We start from the raw sequence: 16,404 nt of genomic DNA on the forward strand, positions 1-16,404 counted from the left end.
CCGTGTCCCCCGCGCCCGCGCGGGGGATGCTCGACGGCATGGACTGGCTCACCAAGCTCCCCGTCATCGGCCCCTGGGCCGCCCGGCTGATGAGAACGCACGCCTGGCGGTCCTACGAGCGGCTGGACGAGGTCCACTGGAGCCGGCTGGCCGCCGCCATCACCTTCCTCTCCTTCCTCGCCCTCTTCCCGCTGATCACCGTCGCCGCCGCGATCGGCGCCGCGCTCCTCAGCGAGGACCAGCTCGACACCATCGAGCAGAAGCTCTCCGACCAGGTCCCCGGCATCTCCGACCAGCTGAACATCGGCGGTCTCGTCGACAACGCCGGAACGGTCGGCCTGGTCGCCGGCGCGCTGCTCCTCTTCACCGGCATCGGCTGGATCGGCTCCATGCGGGACTGCCTGCGCGCCGTGTGGGGCCTGGACGACATCGAGGGGAACCCGGTCCTGCTCAAGGGCAAGGACGCGGTCATCCTCGTCGGCCTCGGCGGGGTGGCCCTCTGCTCGCTGGCCGCCTCCTGGCTCGGGTCGACGGCCGTCGGCTGGAGCGCCGACCGGATCGGCCTCTCCGGCGACGGCGCGGGCGGCGTCGTCCTCCAGGCCGCCGCCGTCCTCGTGGCGATGGCCGCCGACTTCCTGATCCTGCTGTACGTCCTCAAGCCGCTGCCCGGCGTCGATCCGCCGCGCCGCCGCCTGATCGTCGCCGGGCTCCTCGGCGCGGCCGGCTTCGAGCTCCTGAAGCTGCTGCTCGGCGGCTACATGCGGGAGGTCGCGGCGAAGTCCATGTACGGGGCCTTCGGCGTGCCGGTGGCCCTGCTGCTGTGGATCAACTTCACCGCGAAGCTCCTGCTCTTCTGCGCGGCCTGGACGGCCGTCGACTCGAAGGACGCCGCCGCCGATGCCGCTGCTGACGCCGCCGCCGACACCGGCGGCACCGGCGGCGGTCCGGCCGGTGCTACGGCTTCGCGTCCGGAGCCGGCTCCGTAGCCGCGTCCGCGTCGGGGGCAGCGTCCGCGTCGGAGGCCGCGTCCGTGTCCGTGTCCGGCTCCGGAGCGGGGGCCGCCGCCGTCCGGCGGGCCGGCCACCGGCGGTTGACGAGGAAGACGCCGGCCGCGATCAGGACGAGGACCCCGCCCGCGATCGCCGCCGCGATCCCGACCCCGCCGCCGCTCTTCCCGGCCGCGACCGGCCGCGCCGCGTCCGGGTGCTCCTCGCCCGGCGCGGGCGCGGGCGCCGAGCCGGTGGCCGCCGGGGCGCTCGCCCCGGTCCGCGCCGATGTCGGCGGCACCAGTTCGCCGACCGGCGTCACCTTCCCCGAGGCGGCGAAGCCCCAGTCCAGCAGCCGGGCGGCCTCCTTGTAGACGGCGTGCTGCTCCTGCGAGGACGGGTTCATCACGGTCACCAGGAGCACCCGGCCGTTCCGCTCGGCGACCCCGGTGAAGGTGGCGCCGGCGTGCGTCGTGTTGCCGTTCTTCACCCCGGCGATGCCCTGGTACGGGGCCAGGCCGAAGTCGCCGGTCAGCAGCCGGTTGGTGTTCTGTATCTCGAACGTCTCGCGCTTCTTCCCCGGCTTCGCCTCGCCGGGGAAGGCGGTGCGCACGGTCGCCGCGTACTTCCGGAAGTCCTCCTTCTGCATGCCGCTGCGGGCGATGAGCGTCAGGTCGTACGCGGACGACACCTGGCCCGGGGCGTCGTAGCCGTCCGGCGTCTTCACGGTCGTGTCCAGCGCCTGGAGCTCGACCGCGCGGGCGTTCATCTCGGCGACCGTCTTCGCCAGGCCCTGGTTCATCTGGGTCAGCACGTGCACGGCGTCGTTCCCCGACCGCAGGAACACGCCCAGCCACAGGTCCCGGACGGTGTAGCTCTGCTTCTCCTTGATGCCGACCAGGCTCGACCCCTCGCCCATCCCCGCCAGGTCCGCCTCGGTCACCAGGTGCGTCTGCTTCGGGTCGGTGAACTTCGGGATCAGGGTGTCCGCGAACAGCATCTTCAGGGTCGACGCGGGCGCCAGCCGCCAGTGCGCGTTGTGCGAGGCCAGGACGGCGCCGCTCTCCGCGTCCGCCACGATCCAGGACCGCGCCGACAGCTCCTTGGGCAGCACCGGCGCCCCGGTGCCCAGCTTCACCTGCGTGCCCGGCAGCCCCAGCGCCGCCCCGCCCACCGACGACATGTTCGCCGGGGGCTGCGGCTGCGGCGTCCCGGTGGCCCCGGGTCTCACGGGCTCGTCCGCCAGAGCGGGCCCGGCGGCGAACACGAGCGGAAGCAACAGGGCAGCGGAGACCGCACCGGCGATCTTTTTCGAAGCAGACACGGACGTGAACGTACATGTATTCGGTGACGGTCCGAACCCCCCGGGGTACCGTGCGCCCGTGACGGGGCGAGGACGGCGGAACCGTGAACCGCCGTCAGGCGTTCGTTCCCATCGGCCGGAGAAGCCCTCCCGGGGCCCGGCCGACGGCCTAGTCTGAAAGATCCGGACGGAGCGGAAGAGGGGCGGGGGGTCCGCGTGCGCAGCGAGGACAACGAGGGCACGGGCGGCGGGGGTTCCGGCGCGTCCGGCGCCGACGACTGGTCCGGCAGGCACCACGAGAGCGACGGGGCGGGGGCCCGCGTCCCCGACACGGTCGTGGAACGGGGCGCCGTCGTCGCCGGCCGCTACGTCCTGAGCCGCCGGATCGGCAGCGGCGGCATGGGCGTCGTCTGGGAAGCCCTCGACCTCCGGCTCAACCGGAAGGTCGCGGTCAAGGGCCTGCTCTACCGCGACGACGCCGTGGACGCCCGCCTCCAGGCCGAACTGGTCGAACGGGCCCGCCGCGAGGCCCAGGCCACGGCGAGGATCCGGCACCAGAACGTCGTCGCCGTCCACGACGTGATCGAGGCCGACAGCCAGGTCTGGATCGTCATGGACCTCTTCGACGCGGGCTCCCTCGCGAGCCTGCTGCAGGAGCGGGAACAGCTCCCCGTCCCGCAGGTCGCCCGCATCGGCCTCCAGGTCCTGCGGGGCCTGCGCGCCGCCCACGCCGCGCAGGTCCTCCACCGGGACGTGAAACCCGCCAACATCCTCTTCAACGCCGAGGGCCAGGCGATGCTGATGGACTTCGGCATCGCGACCTTCGAGGGCGCCGACCACCTCACCGTCGCGGGCCAGGTCGTCGGCACCCCCATGTACACCGCGCCCGAACTGGCCCGCTCCACCCCCGGCGGGCAGGCCCCCGCCGCGGACCTGTGGTCGCTCGGCGTGACCCTCTACCAGGCGGTCGAGGGCCGGCCGCCCTTCCACGCCGCCACCCCGATCCAGATGGCCGTCGCCGTCTGCGAGTCCGACCCCGAGCCCATGCGGTACGCGGGCCCCCTGGCGCCCGTCATCGAGGCCCTGCTCCAGCGGGACCCGGCCCGCCGCCCGGACGCGGCCCGCGCGGAGGAGATGCTCCGCGCCGTCCTCGACACCGCCCCGGCCGTCCCGCCCGCCCCCACCCCGCCCCCCGCCCCCGCGGACCCTCCGCCGCCGGCCCCGCCCGCGCGCACCGCCCCCTGGCGCCCCCTGCTGGCCGCGGCCCTCTGCCTGACCCTCCTGGGCGGCGGAGGCTGGTACCTCTGGGACCAGTCCCGCGACAAGACCCCGACGGCCCCCGCCGCCGACGGGAAACCGACGACCCCGCCCGCGGACAAGAACCCGACGGGGCCCGGGAAGGGCCTTCCTCCGGAGATCACCTTCGGAGTGAAGGCGGACCAGCCGGGCCTCAGCGTGGACATCGGCAACGGGAGGGGAGGCTACGACGATTACGTGGGATTCGAACCCGACATCGCGCGAGCCCTGGCGAAGCGGATGGGATACAAGAAGGAGCAGGTTCACTTCAAGACCGTGACCTCGGCGAACCGTGAGGGCAAGGTCGTGACCGGCGCGGTGCATCTCGTTCTCGCCACGCACAGCATGGATGCGAAGAAGAAGACGGCCGGTGTCTCCATGATCGGCCCGTACCACAAGGTCGGCCGCGGCCTCGTGATCCGCGAGAAGCACATCAAGCTCTACCCCGACCTCGAAAGCCTCCGGGCGGAGAACAAGCAGGTGTGCACCGCCGCAGGGTCGGTGTATGTGGACATACTCGCCGAGAAGAAGGTCCGGGTGACGACGAGGACGAGCTACCAGAAATGCCTTGAGGATCTTGAGAAGGACAACCAGATCTACGCCGTCGCCACCGACGACGTGATCCTGAAGGGTTTCCTCGCCAAGAAGGAGAACAAGGACAGGTACCTGTCCCTGGACAATCTCGACGGCTACGAGAGGTGGGGCATCGACGTCGCCAGTGACGACGCGGTGCTCCGGGAGAAGACGTGCGAGGCGCTGAAAGCCGTCCTCGGCGGGGACGAATGGCAGAAGGCGTACGACGACAACCTGAAGGAGACGATGAAGTCGGAATGGGCGCCGCCGAAGGTGACCGCCTGCTGAATTCCCGGCGCGGCCGCCGCGTCAGCGCTCCCGCCGGGCCGCCCGGACGCCCCGCAGGCCGATGAGGCCGATCGCGTTTCCGAGGAGGAAGGACGTGACGGCCAGGGCGAGGTGGACCCAGAAGTAGGCGGTCGGGTCCCCCGCGTCGTCGAAGGCGAGCCCGCTGCCGTCCTTCCAGAGGTTCTTCGCGAAGGTGATCCAGATCACCCACGACCAGATGCCGAAGGCGAGCAGGAACCAGGAGACGGGGCGGCTGAGTTTCACGGGGAGGTCCTTCACGGCGGTCGGTCGGGTCCTGCCAGTATCGGACCGCCTCCGCCCCGCTCCGTACGGGGGCCTCCCCGCACATGAAAAGAGAGGTACCGGGCGTGCTCGCCTTCCTGCCCTTCCTGGTCGTGGCCCTCGCGCTGCTCGGCGCGGTCCACTGGTACGTGTGGCGCCGCCTGGTGCGGGACGTCACCGTGTCCGGCGGCCCGGCCCGGCGCCTCGGCACCACCGTGGTGATCGCGCTGCCGCTGCTCTCCGTCCTCGCCCTCGTCGGCGGGCGGGCCGGGCTGCCCTTCGTCGCGCAGCAGGCCGTGGCCTGGCCCGGCTTCCTGTGGCTGGCGACGCTCCTGTACCTGGTGCTCGCGCTGTTGGTGGGGGAGGCCGTGCGGCCGCCGCTGCGGGCCTGGCTGGCCCGCCGGGACGCCGCCGCCTCCGCCCCGGCGGCGGTGACCGTCATGGAGGCCCCGGCCCCCGCCCCCGTACCCGTACCGGAGAAGACGGAGAAGACGGAGGAGCCCGCGCCGGAGCCGGAGGCCGCGCCCGCGCCCGCCGCGGCCGTCTCGCGGCGGCTGTTCGTGTCGCGGGCCGTCGGCGGCGCGGCCGTCGCCGTCGCCGCCGGGACCGTCGCCACCGGCGCGTACGGGGTGCTGCGCGGGCCGAAGGTGAAGCGGGTCACCGTGCCGCTGGCCAAGCTGCCCCGGGCCGCCCACGGCTACCGGATCGCGGTCGTCTCCGACATCCACCTCGGGCCGACCCTCGGCCGCGCGCACGCGCAGCGCATCGTGGACACGATCAACTCCACCCAGCCCGACCTGATCGCGGTGGTCGGCGACCTCGTCGACGGCACCGTCGAGGACCTCGGTCCGGCCGCCGAGCCGCTCGCCGGGCTCCGGGCCCGGCACGGCTCCTTCTTCGTGACCGGCAACCACGAGTACATCTCCGGCGCCGAGCCGTGGGTCGAGCACGTCCGCGAGCTGGGCCTGCGCCCGCTGCGCAACGAGCGCCTGGAGATCGCCGCCGGGTTCGACCTGGCCGGCGTGGACGACGTGGCGGGGGAGCGGGAGGGCAGGGGCCCCGACTTCGTCCGCGCGCTCGGCGACCGCGACCGGTCCCGCGCCGCCGTCCTCCTCGCGCACCAGCCGGTCGTCATCGACGACGCCGTCCGCCACGGCGTGGACCTCCAGCTCTCCGGCCACACCCACGGCGGCCAGCTCTGGCCGGGCAACCTCATCGCGGAGCTCGCCAATCCGACGGTCGCGGGACTGGAGCGGTACGGCGACACCCAGCTGTACGTCTCCCGGGGCGCGGGCGCCTGGGGACCCCCGGTCCGGGTCGGCGCGCCCTCCGACATCACGATCGTCCAACTCGCCTCGAAACAGGCGTAAATCGGAGATTGTCACTCACCGCGCCGGGGTCGATACGCGCCGCTCATCGACTTAAATTCGCATTTCACGGACATATACATGCGGTGTGAAGATTTCCTCTTCCCCATGTGAAACCCGTGTGATTGGCTGACGCCACAGCGGCGGTCCGGGGGGCGCCGTGTCAGGGGTACTTGCACGAAAAAAGGAAGCACGGCAATGCGGTCGACGGTCCGACTCCGGATCCTCATCACTTGTGGAGTACTGGTGGCCGCGGGGGTGGGGGGCTGGCAACTCCTTCCCTCCGACGAGGGCCGTACCGACGCGATCCCGGTGGGCACGACCGACGTGGTCAGCTCGCTGGACCCGGCCGGCGCGTACGACGCGGGCTCCTGGGCGATCTACAGCAACATCTACCAGTCGCTGATGAGCTTCAAGCCGGGCTTCACCACGCCGACCCCGGACGCCGCCGAGGAGTGCAAGTTCGTGAGCGACCAGCTCACGACGTACCGCTGCACCCTCCGCGGCGACCTGGTCTTCTCCAACGGGCGCAAGATCACGGCCGAGGACGTCAAGTACTCCTTCGACCGCATCCTGAAGATCAAGGCCGAGGTCGGTCCCGCGCCGCTCTTCCCGACGCTGAAGAGCGTCACGGCGGACGGCCTCACCGTCACCTTCAACCTCTCCGGCCGCGACGCGACCTTCCCGCTCAAGCTGGCCACCGGCGCCGGTTCGATCGTGGACCGCGAGCGCTACCCGTCCGACAAGCTGCGCACGGACAACGGTGTCGACGCCTCCGGGCCGTACCTCCTCAAGGAGTACAAGCCCGGCGAGTCCGCCCGCCTGGAGCCGAACCCGAACTACCACGGTGCCCTCACCAAGGTCGGCGGCCCGGTCCTGATCAAGTACTACAAGCAGTCGGACGACCTGGCCGAGGCGTGGAAGTCCGGCCAGGTCCAGGTCGCCCACCGCGACCTCCCGCCGGCCTTCGTCCAGGGCATGACCGCCGACGGCAGCGTCCGCCTGACCGAGGCCGAGAGCGCCGAGGTCCGCAACATCAACTTCAACACCCGCTCCGGCTCGGTGATGTCGGACGCCGCCGTCCGGCGCGCGGTCGCCGCCGTCCTCGACCGCCCCGAGATCACCACCAACATCTACAAGGGCACCGTCGAGCCGCTGTACTCCCTGATCCCGCAGGGCTTCCTCGGGCACAGCACCTCGTTCTACGACCGCTACCCGGCGCCCGACGCCGCGAAGGCCAAGAAGATCCTGAAGGACGCCGACGTCGAGACGCCGGTCGCCTTCACCTTCGGCTACCGCCAGGGCCCCACGTACAAGGCGGAGACCGAGGAGATCAAGAAGCAGCTGGAGAAGACCGGCCTCTTCAAGGTCAACCTGGTCGAGGCCGACTGGCCGAGCCTCCAGAAGGGCTACACCAGCGGCGCCTACGACGTCTACACCGTCGGCTGGGTCCCCGACTTCCCGGACTCGGACAACTTCACGGGCCCGCTCGTCGGCACCGGGAACAGCCTCGCCAACAACTACTCCAGCAAGGTCGTCGACCGGCTCATCACGGAGACCCAGCAGTACAGCGAGCGGGCCCGCGCGGTCCGCGACTTCAAGGCCATCCAGGAGGAGATCGCGAAGGACGTGCCGCTCCTCCCGCTCTGGCAGAAGAAGGACTACGTGCTGTCCACCGAGTCCGTCGGCGGCTCGCAGTACCTCTCCGACGGCACCGGCGTCTGGCGCCTGTGGGAACTGAACTGGATCTAGGTCCGGACACGGAAAGGGCCCTGCCCGGCCCCCTCTCGAAGGGGGCCGGGCAGGGCCCTTCCGCCGTCAGTCCTTCTTCGCGCCGCTCCGCCGGGGGCGGCCCGAGGCGGCCATCCCCGCCGCCGTCGGCATGAAGTCCGACAGGAGCTCGTGGGTCTCCTTCACCAGCGGGCGCAGGATCCGGAACCGCGACAGCGAGATCGCCCGCGCGGTCACCGGCGACAGCCGCTCCACCAGCCGCCGGCTGTTCTCGGCGCCCTCGGAGCGGTCGTACACCCAGAACAGCACCAGGCCCATCTGCTGGAGCCACAGCAGGCGCGGCAGCGCCTCCGACAGCTCCGGGTCGATCTTCACCGAGGCCCCGGAGATCACCCGCCGGTGCACCTCGATCGCCGCCTCGCGCGGCCCCTCGGACTCCGGGGAGAACGGCGAGAGCGGGCTGTCCGGGTCGGCGGCGTTCTTGAAGAACTGGGCCGCGAACTCGTGGTACGGCTCCGCGATGTCCAGCCAGGCGAGCAGCACCCCCCGGATGCGGTCCACCAGCTCCTTCTCGCCGCCCTCCAGGACCGGTTCCACCGCGGCCTGGTGCTCCTCCGCGATCCGGTCGTAGAAGCCCTGGACCAGGTGCTCCTTGGACGCGAAGTAGTAGTACGCGTTCCCGACCGAGACCCCGGCCTCCTGGGCGATGGCCCGCATCGTGGTCTTGTCGTACCCCCGCTCGCGGAAGAGCCGGAGGGCGGTCTCCAGGATGAGCGTCCGCGTCTGCGCGCTCTTGGGGGCCTTCCTGCCGTCGGGCTTCCCGTCCGGCTCCCCGTCCCGCTTCTCTTCCTGCTTCTCTTCCTGAGCGTCCTTCACGGGACCGAGCCTATCCGGGCGGACCCGGCACCTCGCAGTGCCCGTCCGCGCAGCCGTCCGCCTTGAGGGCCTCGCGCCACCGGGCGGCGGCGAGGACGGCCGCGCGGGCGACGAGCTGACCGGCGGGGGTGGCGAGCCGGTGGGCCTGGTGCCGGTGCGCGGCCAGCGCCCACAGGCAGACCGTCCAGGCGGCGGCGCCCCGGTAGACCTGCCCCCGGTCCCCGACCACGGTGATCTCCCGCAGGGTGGCGCCGTGGTCGAGGGCGGGGAGGAGCCGGCGGGCCCGCTGGGAGCCGGCCGGGACGAGGTCGAGCGGGACGAGCTGCCGCTGCCGCAGCAGCCAGTGCCGCAGGTGCACGCAGAGCGGGCAGTCGGCGTCGTACAGGACGGTGAGCCGCCCGACGGGGGTGCCCCGGCGCGTGACGCCCTCCGGGGCGGTGGCGGTCTCCGGACCGGCGGTGCCGTACGGGCCGGCGGTGCCGCTCGGGGCGGTGGCGGGGTCCGGGTCCATGCCGGTCACGGCCCGTCAGACCTGGGGGCCGGCCGGGGCCGGCGGGGCCCAGGGGCCGTTCTTCGGGGGCGCGGTCCAGCCCTGCGGGGCGACCGGCGGGACCTGCTCGCGCTCCATGGCGCCCCGGCGGCGGATCTTGTTGAGGACGTAGACGTTCCCGAGGTGCATCACGCCGAGGACGAGGAGGACCACGCCGAGCTTGACCGAGAGGGCCTCGAAGAGCTCCCGGGCGTCGCGGACGGCCGAGTCCCGGCTCAGGTAGAGCGCGACGAAGCCGAAGTTGACGAGGTAGAAGCCGACCACGAGCAGGTGGTTGACGGCGTCCGCCAGCTTCTCGTTCCCGTGCAGCACGTCGGCGAGGAAGATCCTGCCGTTGCGGCTGAGGGTGCGGGCGACCCAGACGGTCAGGCCCACGGCGATCAGCAGGTAGACGATGTACGCGACGACAGTGAGGTCCATGCCCCACGCTCCCTTGAACGCGTTCAAATGCTGGCAGGCATGACTGTAGACCCCTTCTTGAACGTGTTCAACCCGGGGGGAGAAAGCTGTGGCCGAGGAGGTCAGGGGCGTCTAGAGTCACGCGGATGACGCTCTCTCACGACACGGCCGGCACCGGCCCCCGCACCGTCGTCCTGCTGCACTCCGGGGTCTGCGACCGCCGGATGTGGGACGGGCAGTTCCAGGCCCTCGCCGACGCCGGCCACCACGTCGTCCGCTGCGACCTCCGCGGCTTCGGCGACAGCCCCGTCGACGCCCCGCACCTCCACGCCGACGACGTCCGCGACCTCCTCGACCACCTCGGCGTCGAGCGCGCCGTCCTCGTCGGCTCCTCCTTCGGCGGCGAGGTCGCCCTGGAGCACGCCGTCCGCCACCCCGACCGGACCGAGGCCCTCGTCCTGCTCTGCGCCGCCGCCCCCGTCGAGCACGAGGCCGGACCCGAACTCCGCGCCTTCTGCGAGCGGGAGGACGCCCTCGTCGAGGCCGGCGACCTCGACGCCGCCAGCGCCCTCAACGCCGCGCTCTGGCTCGGCCCCGACGCCGACGACGACACCCGCGCCCTCGTCCACGCCATGCAGCGCCGCGCCTTCGAACTCCAGCTCGCCGCCCCGGAGGAGTTCGAACCCCAGCCCTCGGGCGTCACCGAGCGGGACCTGGCGGCGATCACCGCCCCCGCCCTCGTCGTCACCGGCGCCCACGACCTCCCCGACTTCCGCGCCATCGGCGAGAAGACCGCCGCCCTCCTCCCCGCCGCCCGCCGCCTCACCCTCGACTGGGCCGGTCACCTGCCCGCGCTGGAGCGCCCCGAGGAGACCCTGCGCCTCCTCACCGACCACCTCGCCGCACTCGCCGGGGTCACCGCCCCCGCCGCAGCTGGGCGGTGATCGACGCGTCGGTGATCCGGTCGTCCGCCGCCAGCAGGAACGCCTTCGACAGGATCACCGACAGCATCCCCCCGTCCTCCTCGAACGGCAGGAACACCTTCCCCGCCGCCCGCGACCGGTCCACCACCACGCACAGGTACGCGTCCGACGGCTCCCGCAGCACGTTCCCCGACCCCAGATGGATCCGGTACGCGCCCAGCTCCCCCCGCACCCGCAGGAACCGGTCCGTCAGCTCCACCCGGTCCGCGATCCGGGTCCGGGGCAGCAGCCGCGCCAGCGCCTCCCGCCGCACCCGCGCCGACTCCGACAGCTCACCGAAGCCCCACTCCCGCCAGTAGTCGCCGAACGCCCGGTCCGCGCCCCGGTCCCGCCACTCCGGATCCGCCCCGACCGACGCCACCCCCACGAACAGGTCCACGTCCCGCAGCGCCTCCGACAGCACCAGCGGCTCCACCTCCGCCAGCGGCACCTCCTCCCACGCCCGAGGCCCGGCCGACCCCGCCCGCCGCTCGAACCGCACCTGGTCCGTCGCGCACAGCCGCGCCGCCCCGTCCGCCCCCGGCCCCGCCGCCTCCCCGGGACCCTCCTCGACCAGCTCCACGAAGAACCGGGCCCGCCACCGCCACCCCTCCGCCGCCGGCCGCTCGCCCGGCACCGGCAGCTCCTTCACCATCTCCGCCGCGTACCCGTCGGAGAAGTACCCCAGGTGCCGCCCCGCCCAGCCCCGCCCCGTCATCAGCGCCCGCGCCTGCCCGTACCGCAGCACGTGCCCGGCGAACCGGTTCGAGTACGACCCCGTCTCCCGCTCCGCCGGCGTCAGCGGGTACACCTCCCGGAACACCTGCCGGAACGGCTGCCGCGCCTCCCGGTCCAGCAGCGCCGCCCGCCACCGGGCCACGTCCTCGTCCCCGGCCCGCAGCGGATGCCACAGCCGCACCCGGTCGCCCGCCGCCACCGGCCGCGCCGTGCCGTCCGCGTCCGCCAGCGCCCAGCCCCCGGCCACCCGCTCCGGCAGCCCCGCCGCCCACGTCCCCGCGCCGTCCCCGGCCTCCCACACCAGGGCCCGCGCCACCGCCCCCGTCACCGGATGGTCCGCGTAGTACCGCAGCCAGTCCGCCGCCGGCCACGTCGTCCCCGCCGCCAGGTGCTCCTCCAGCCGGGACCGCTCCTCCGACAGCAGCGCCGACACCCCCCGCAGCGCCGCCCGCACCGCCTTCACCTCCTGCGCGCGCCCCTCCCGCAGCGCCTTCGGGGCCGTCTTCACCACCCGGCCCTCCGGCCCCCGGAAGGACAGCGCCGCCGCCCCCGGCTCCCGCACCGACAGCTCCGCCGTCCACGCCCCCACGGTGATCTCCCGCACCCCGCGCCCGTCCAGGCCGAGCACCGGCACCGCCCGCTCCCGCAGCATCGACGCCGTCACCCCCGCCCGCGCCGACACCGCCTCCCGGGCCTTCGCGATGTTCTTCACCACCGTCCGGTTGACGACCTTGCGCGGCAGCCTCCCCAGCTCCGCCACGGCCGCCTCCGCCCGCTCCGCCGGGCACTCCCCGAGCGCCGCCACCGCCGCCGACGCGATCGACTGGCTCCGGCACATCCCCCCGGACCCGCCGAGCCCCGTCCCCGCGTGCAGCGCCACCGACCCCACCAGCGGCACCGCCCACTCCTCCGGGAGCCCCACCGCCGCCCACACCAGGCCCCGCACCAGCAGCGTGTTGGACTCCCCGGCCAGCGACCGCAGCCCCGTCCCGAAGAGGTTCAGCTCAAAGACCCGGTGCGAGGGCTGCGCCGCGATCCCCACGAGCAGCGCCGCCACCACGTCGGGGCCCCGCTCCGCCGCCGCCAGCAGGTGTGCCGCCCGCGTCCGCCACGCGCGCGTGGCCCTCGGCCGGTCCATCAGCGCGCAGTGCGCCAGGAACGCGGCGACCCCCGCCCCCGCCAGCAGCTCCCCGTGCGCCGCCCGCATCGCCGGGCCGTACTCGTCCAGACCGTCCAGCACGTGCCGGGGCAGCTCCCCGTCCGCCACCGGCTCCGCCCGCCGCAGCAGTACGTCGATCCGGTCCCGCAGCTCCTCGTACCGGCCCCCCACGGACCACCGGTAGTCCACCGCGACCTTCCGCAGCGCCCGCAGCCGCGCCCGGTCGTACCCCGCCACCCGTTCAGCCGCCGCGACCACGACCGGCACCACCAGGGAGAAGCCCTCCCGCAGCCCGTACGAGTCGTACTCCGCCCCCGGGCCGATCGTCCGGGCCAGCAGCAGATCGGACTCCTCCCGCGTCCAGTCCGGCTCCCGCGCCTCCACGAACGCCAGCCCCCGCGCCGCCGCGAGGCGCCGCTCCTTGTCCGCCGCGCGCCGGTGCAGCGTCAGCGCGGCCGACCGCAGCCCCGCCCCGTCCAGCGTCTCCAGGAACCGCACCAGGGCCCCCTCGTCGCCGCCCAGCTCCCGGCCCCACGCGTCGTCCAGCCCGCTCACCGGGCCCGTGATCCCCACCATGCCGCCCACGGTAGAACCCACCACCGACAACACCCCCGGCCGCCCGCCGACGACGCCCCCGGCCGCCCCGCCGTACGCGCCCGGCCGCCCGCCGCGAGGCCCGCCGCCCGCCCGGCCGTACGCGTCCCGGCCACCCCGCCCTACGCGCCCCGCCACGCCCGCCCACCACCCCCGGAAACCCCGCGTCCCGCACGTACCATCCCCCCATGGACGCCCAGGAACCGACCGGAGCCCTCCCGCCGACCGGACCGCGCGACTGGACCGACGACCACGTGGCCCGGCTGCTCCCCGCGCTCCCCGGCCTCGACCCCGTCGTCGAGGGCGCCGTCACCCGCATGAAGCGCCTCTCCGTGCACCTGCGCCACGTCCGCGAGCGCGCCCTCGCCGACTTCGGCCTGGAACGCCACGAGTTCGACACCCTGCACCGGCTCGCCGGACACGGCGGCGCCGCCGCCCCCTCCGTCCTCGCCGCCGAACTCGGCCTGCCCCCGGTCTCCGTCACGGCCCGCCTCGACGCCCTGGAGGAGCGCGGCCTCCTCGCCCGCCTCCCCGCCGCCGCCGAGCCCCGCCGCCTCGACGCCGTCCTCACCGACACCGGCCGCGCCACCTGGCGCGGCACCATGGAGGTCCTCACCCGCGAGGAGGAGCGCCTCCTCGGCGTCCTCACCCCCGCCGAACGCGCCGTCCTCGACGGCCTCCTGCGCCGCGTCCTGCTCGCCGCCGAGACCCCGCCCCCCACTGTCGGAGGCGGGTCCTAACCTCGGGCCCATGGGAACAGTCACCTTCGTCGACGAGACGACCATGGGCGCCCGGACCGCCTCCGTGCCCCTCACCGTCCCCGAGGAGCGCCTGCCGCTGCGCGAGCTGATCGCCCGCCGGGTCGCCCTGGAGACCGGCCCCGAGGGCTACGAGGACGCCCTCGCCCAGGCCCTCGCCGCCTTCGCGCGAAACGGCTTCCTGGTCCTCGTCGGCGACCGCCAGATAGAGGACCCGGACGAGACGGTGACGGTCGGCCCGGCCACCGAGGTCGTCTTCCTCAAGCTCGTTCCCCTGGTGGGTGGCTGATGGGGCGGCGGGCGGACGAGAAGCGCCGCGCCCGCATGGCGGAACTGGGCGGCGAGGCCACCCATTTCAACACCTACGAGATGGTCCGCCTGGCCCGTGACGAGCGCGCCGCCGGCGGCACCGTCCCCGGCCCCTTCCTCGCCACCATGCGCCGCACCGTCCGCCTCGGCTACTTCACCGACCAGGCCCTCGCCAAGCTCCTGCGCGAGGTCACCGAACCCGTCCTCAACCCGGGCGAGCCCTGGGCCGACGCGGCCATGGCCGACGCGGCCATGGCCGACGCCCCGCCCGGCCTCCTGGCCCACCTGCTCACCGCCACCGGCAGCCGCCCCACCGCCGCCTGGAGCAGGGCGGCGCTCGCCCTGTGCGGGCCGGAGCCGGCGGCGGTACGGGACGCGGCGGTCCGCTGGCTCGCCCTCGCCGGCCGGCCCCGCACCCTCCCGCTGCGCGCCCGTCCGGGCGAGTCCGCCGGCGACCGCGGCTACGACGTGCACAACGCCGACGCGCTCAAGGGACTCGCCTGGCTGCTCTCCGTCCTGCCGCCCGACCCCGCCTCCGTACGGGCCCTCGGTGCCCTCGTGGAGACGTCCCTGCGCCGGGTCCCCGGCCTCGGACCGCACAGCCCCAAGGTGGCCAACGCGGCCGTCCTCGCCCTCGCCCGCACCGACCACGGGGCCGCCCTCGGCGAACTCGCCCGGCTCGCCGCCAGGGTGACCTACAAGGGCACCCTCAAGCAGATCACCGCCGCCCTCGACGCGCAGGCCGCCGAGCGGGGCGTCGGCCGCGCGGAGATCGAGGAGATGGCCGTCCCCGCCCACGGGCTGACCGGGACCGGCCGCCGCGAGATCAGCCTCGGCGGCGCCCGGGGCCTCCTGGAGGTCCACGGCACCCGCACCCGGCTCGTCTGGACCAACGCCAAGGGCCGGCAGGTCGCCACCGTCCCCGCCGAGGTCCGCCGCGACCACGCCGACGCCCTCAAGGAGATCAAGGCGTCCGCCAGGGACGTGGAGAAGGCGCTCAGCGCCCACGGCGACCGCCTGGACCGGCAGTTCCTCGCCGACCGCACCTGGACCCACGCCGACTGGCGCGCCCGGCTGCTCGACCACCCGCTGCTCGGTACCCTCGCCGGGCGCCTGTTCTGGCTGCTGGAGGGGGAGACCCCGATGCTCGGCGGGACCACCCTCGACGGCGACCCGGTGTGCGCCCGGCCGGACGCGGCCGTCACCCTGTGGCATCCGCTCGGCCGCCCCGCCGAGGAGGTCGCCGCCTGCCGCGCGCTGCTTGAACGGCGCGGCGTCACCCAGCCGTTCAAGCAGGCCCACCGCGAGACGTACCCGCTCACCGACGCCGAGCGCACCACCCGCGTCTACTCGAACCGCTTCGCCGGCCACATCCTGCGGCAGTACCAGCTCAACGCGCTGGCCGCGCAGCGCGGCTGGACGGCGAAGCTGCGGCTCGGCGTCGACGACTCCTGCCCGCCGCTCCACCGCGAGCTGGCCCCGTGGGGGCTGCGCGCCGAGTTCTGGGTGGAGAGCTCCGGCGGCGACCAGGACGGCGACCTCACCGGCTCGGGCGGCTACACCCACGTCACCACCGACCAGGTCCGCTTCCACCGGATCGGCGACCCGCACAACTGGAACCACGCCTGCGGCGGCGCCTACACCACCCGCTCCGCGCCGGTCCCGCTGGAGGAGGTCCCCGAGCGGGTGCTCTCCGAGGTGCTGCGGGACGTGGACCTCTTCGTCGGCGTCACCAGCGTCGGCAACGACCCGACCTGGCAGGACGGCGGCCCCGGCGGCCGGCACCGCGACTACTGGCGGGCGTACGGCTTCGGCGAGCTGTCGCGCACCGCCGAGACCCGCCGCGACCTGCTCGCCCGGCTCGTCCCCCGGCTGGCGATCGGCGACCGCTGCGCGATCGACGGCCGCTTCCTGCGGGTGCGCGGCGACCTCCACACGTACCGCATCCACCTGGGCTCGGGGAACGTGCTGATCGAGCCGTACGACCGCTACCTGTGCGTCGTCCCGCGGCGGTCGGCGGCGGTCCACCCGGCCGGACTGCCCTACGAGGGCGACGGCATGCTCGCCGTCGTCCTCAGCAAGGCGGCGCTGCTCGCCGGGGACGCCGCCATCACCGACCCCACCATCACCAGCCAGCTCCACTGACCCGCCCGGCACTGGCATGGGCGTGGGCGGTGACGGCGGAAGGCCCCGCCTTCCGAGGGGGAGACGGGGCCTTCCGGGGCACTTCCGG

14 protein-coding genes are annotated in these 16,404 nt (G+C 74.0%); 8 read left to right on the forward strand and 6 right to left on the reverse strand.

The features are described 5' to 3' along the window. Nucleotides 1–38 precede the first annotated feature (38 nt). Nucleotides 39–986 carry a YihY/virulence factor BrkB family protein gene (locus IE219_RS02965; protein WP_189974985.1) on the forward strand — a complete coding sequence of 316 codons (948 nt, stop codon included), beginning with the start codon at nt 39–41 and terminating at the stop codon, nt 984–986. Here IE219_RS02965 and IE219_RS02970 read toward each other — a convergent pair. Next, the gene (locus IE219_RS02970) at nt 955–2,310 is read right to left on the reverse strand and encodes a D-alanyl-D-alanine carboxypeptidase family protein (RefSeq protein WP_189974861.1); all 1,356 of its coding nucleotides are present in this window, start codon (nt 2,308–2,310) and stop codon (nt 955–957) included. The two genes, IE219_RS02965 and IE219_RS02970, sit on opposite strands and share 32 nt — an antisense overlap. A 195-nt stretch (nt 2,311–2,505) precedes the next feature. Here IE219_RS02970 and IE219_RS02975 point away from each other — a divergent pair, with 195 nt between their 5' ends. Further along, nucleotides 2,506–4,446 (forward strand): serine/threonine-protein kinase, encoded by a 1,941-nt coding sequence (locus IE219_RS02975; protein WP_229849547.1) that lies wholly within the window; start codon nt 2,506–2,508, stop codon nt 4,444–4,446. 21 nt (nt 4,447–4,467) lie between these two features. On the opposite strand, the gene IE219_RS02980 is transcribed toward IE219_RS02975, so the two are convergent. Beyond that, nucleotides 4,468–4,710 carry an SCO4848 family membrane protein gene (locus tag IE219_RS02980; protein ID WP_189974862.1) on the reverse strand — a complete coding sequence of 81 codons (243 nt, stop codon included), beginning with the start codon at nt 4,708–4,710 and terminating at the stop codon, nt 4,468–4,470. A gap of 83 nt (nt 4,711–4,793) precedes the next feature. Here IE219_RS02980 and IE219_RS02985 point away from each other — a divergent pair, with 83 nt between their 5' ends. Both IE219_RS02985 and IE219_RS02990 read left to right on the forward strand, forming a co-directional pair. After that, on the forward strand, nt 4,794–6,098 hold the full coding sequence (locus tag IE219_RS02985) for a metallophosphoesterase (protein ID WP_189974863.1): 1,305 nt from the start codon (nt 4,794–4,796) through the stop codon (nt 6,096–6,098). Nucleotides 6,099–6,293: 195 nt separating this feature from the next. Further along, the gene (locus tag IE219_RS02990; protein WP_189974864.1) at nt 6,294–7,847 is read left to right on the forward strand and encodes an ABC transporter substrate-binding protein; all 1,554 of its coding nucleotides are present in this window, start codon (nt 6,294–6,296) and stop codon (nt 7,845–7,847) included. Nucleotides 7,848–7,913: 66 nt separating this feature from the next. Here IE219_RS02990 and IE219_RS02995 read toward each other — a convergent pair whose 3' ends face one another. Genes IE219_RS02995 through IE219_RS03005 form a run of 3 tightly spaced genes read right to left on the reverse strand, consistent with a single transcriptional unit; the run spans nt 7,914 to nt 9,672 of the window. Next, nucleotides 7,914–8,702, reverse strand: a complete 789-nt coding sequence (locus IE219_RS02995; protein ID WP_373298745.1) for a TetR/AcrR family transcriptional regulator — start codon at nt 8,700–8,702, stop codon at nt 7,914–7,916. Nucleotides 8,703–8,712: 10 nt separating this feature from the next. Next, a complete protein-coding gene (locus IE219_RS03000) occupies nt 8,713–9,213 on the reverse strand; it encodes a thiol-disulfide oxidoreductase DCC family protein (RefSeq protein WP_189974988.1) in 501 nt (166 codons plus the stop codon). 15 nt (nt 9,214–9,228) lie between these two features. Beyond that, nucleotides 9,229–9,672 carry a hypothetical protein gene (locus IE219_RS03005; RefSeq protein ID WP_189974865.1) on the reverse strand — a complete coding sequence of 148 codons (444 nt, stop codon included), beginning with the start codon at nt 9,670–9,672 and terminating at the stop codon, nt 9,229–9,231. Between the two features lie 125 nt (nt 9,673–9,797). Here IE219_RS03005 and IE219_RS03010 point away from each other — a divergent pair, with 125 nt between their 5' ends. Continuing rightward, nucleotides 9,798–10,595 (forward strand): alpha/beta fold hydrolase, encoded by a 798-nt coding sequence (locus IE219_RS03010; protein ID WP_189974866.1) that lies wholly within the window; start codon nt 9,798–9,800, stop codon nt 10,593–10,595. On the opposite strand, the gene IE219_RS32195 is transcribed toward IE219_RS03010, so the two are convergent. Continuing rightward, on the reverse strand, nt 10,567–13,086 hold the full coding sequence (locus IE219_RS32195) for a DUF4132 domain-containing protein (protein WP_189974867.1): 2,520 nt from the start codon (nt 13,084–13,086) through the stop codon (nt 10,567–10,569). The genes IE219_RS03010 and IE219_RS32195 overlap by 29 nt on opposite strands. Before the next feature lie 206 nt (nt 13,087–13,292). Here IE219_RS32195 and IE219_RS03020 point away from each other — a divergent pair, with 206 nt between their 5' ends. The 3 genes from IE219_RS03020 to IE219_RS32200 are packed head-to-tail and all read left to right on the forward strand — an operon-like array spanning nt 13,293 to nt 16,316. Beyond that, the gene (locus tag IE219_RS03020; RefSeq protein WP_189974868.1) at nt 13,293–13,844 is read left to right on the forward strand and encodes a MarR family winged helix-turn-helix transcriptional regulator; all 552 of its coding nucleotides are present in this window, start codon (nt 13,293–13,295) and stop codon (nt 13,842–13,844) included. Nucleotides 13,845–13,854: 10 nt separating this feature from the next. Beyond that, entirely contained in the window at nt 13,855–14,151 is a 297-nt protein-coding gene (locus tag IE219_RS03025; protein WP_189974869.1) for a hypothetical protein, read from the forward strand. Then, entirely contained in the window at nt 14,151–16,316 is a 2,166-nt protein-coding gene (locus IE219_RS32200; RefSeq protein WP_189974870.1) for a DUF4132 domain-containing protein, read from the forward strand. The genes IE219_RS03025 and IE219_RS32200 overlap by 1 nt, the downstream gene beginning before the upstream one ends. The last annotated feature ends 88 nt before the right edge of the window (nt 16,317–16,404 follow it).

This window comes from Streptomyces termitum (genome assembly GCF_014650175.1).
GTDB lineage: Bacteria > Actinomycetota > Actinomycetes > Streptomycetales > Streptomycetaceae > Streptomyces > Streptomyces termitum.

Excerpts from the sequence above, each read along its gene's own strand:
- IE219_RS32200 (WP_189974870.1), top strand. The coding sequence starts at position 14,151 with ATGGGGCGGCGGGCGGACGAGAAGCGCCGCGCCCGCATGGCGGAACTG.
- IE219_RS03000 (WP_189974988.1), bottom strand. The coding sequence starts at position 9,213 with ATGGACCCGGACCCCGCCACCGCCCCGAGCGGCACCGCCGGCCCGTAC.
- IE219_RS02985 (WP_189974863.1), top strand. The coding sequence starts at position 4,794 with ATGAAAAGAGAGGTACCGGGCGTGCTCGCCTTCCTGCCCTTCCTGGTC.
- IE219_RS03005 (WP_189974865.1), bottom strand. The coding sequence starts at position 9,672 with ATGGACCTCACTGTCGTCGCGTACATCGTCTACCTGCTGATCGCCGTG.
- IE219_RS02965 (WP_189974985.1), top strand. The coding sequence starts at position 39 with ATGGACTGGCTCACCAAGCTCCCCGTCATCGGCCCCTGGGCCGCCCGG.
- IE219_RS03010 (WP_189974866.1), top strand. The coding sequence starts at position 9,798 with ATGACGCTCTCTCACGACACGGCCGGCACCGGCCCCCGCACCGTCGTC.
- IE219_RS03020 (WP_189974868.1), top strand. The coding sequence starts at position 13,293 with ATGGACGCCCAGGAACCGACCGGAGCCCTCCCGCCGACCGGACCGCGC.
- IE219_RS32195 (WP_189974867.1), bottom strand. The coding sequence starts at position 13,086 with ATGGTGGGGATCACGGGCCCGGTGAGCGGGCTGGACGACGCGTGGGGC.
- IE219_RS03025 (WP_189974869.1), top strand. The coding sequence starts at position 13,855 with ATGGGAACAGTCACCTTCGTCGACGAGACGACCATGGGCGCCCGGACC.
- IE219_RS02990 (WP_189974864.1), top strand. The coding sequence starts at position 6,294 with ATGCGGTCGACGGTCCGACTCCGGATCCTCATCACTTGTGGAGTACTG.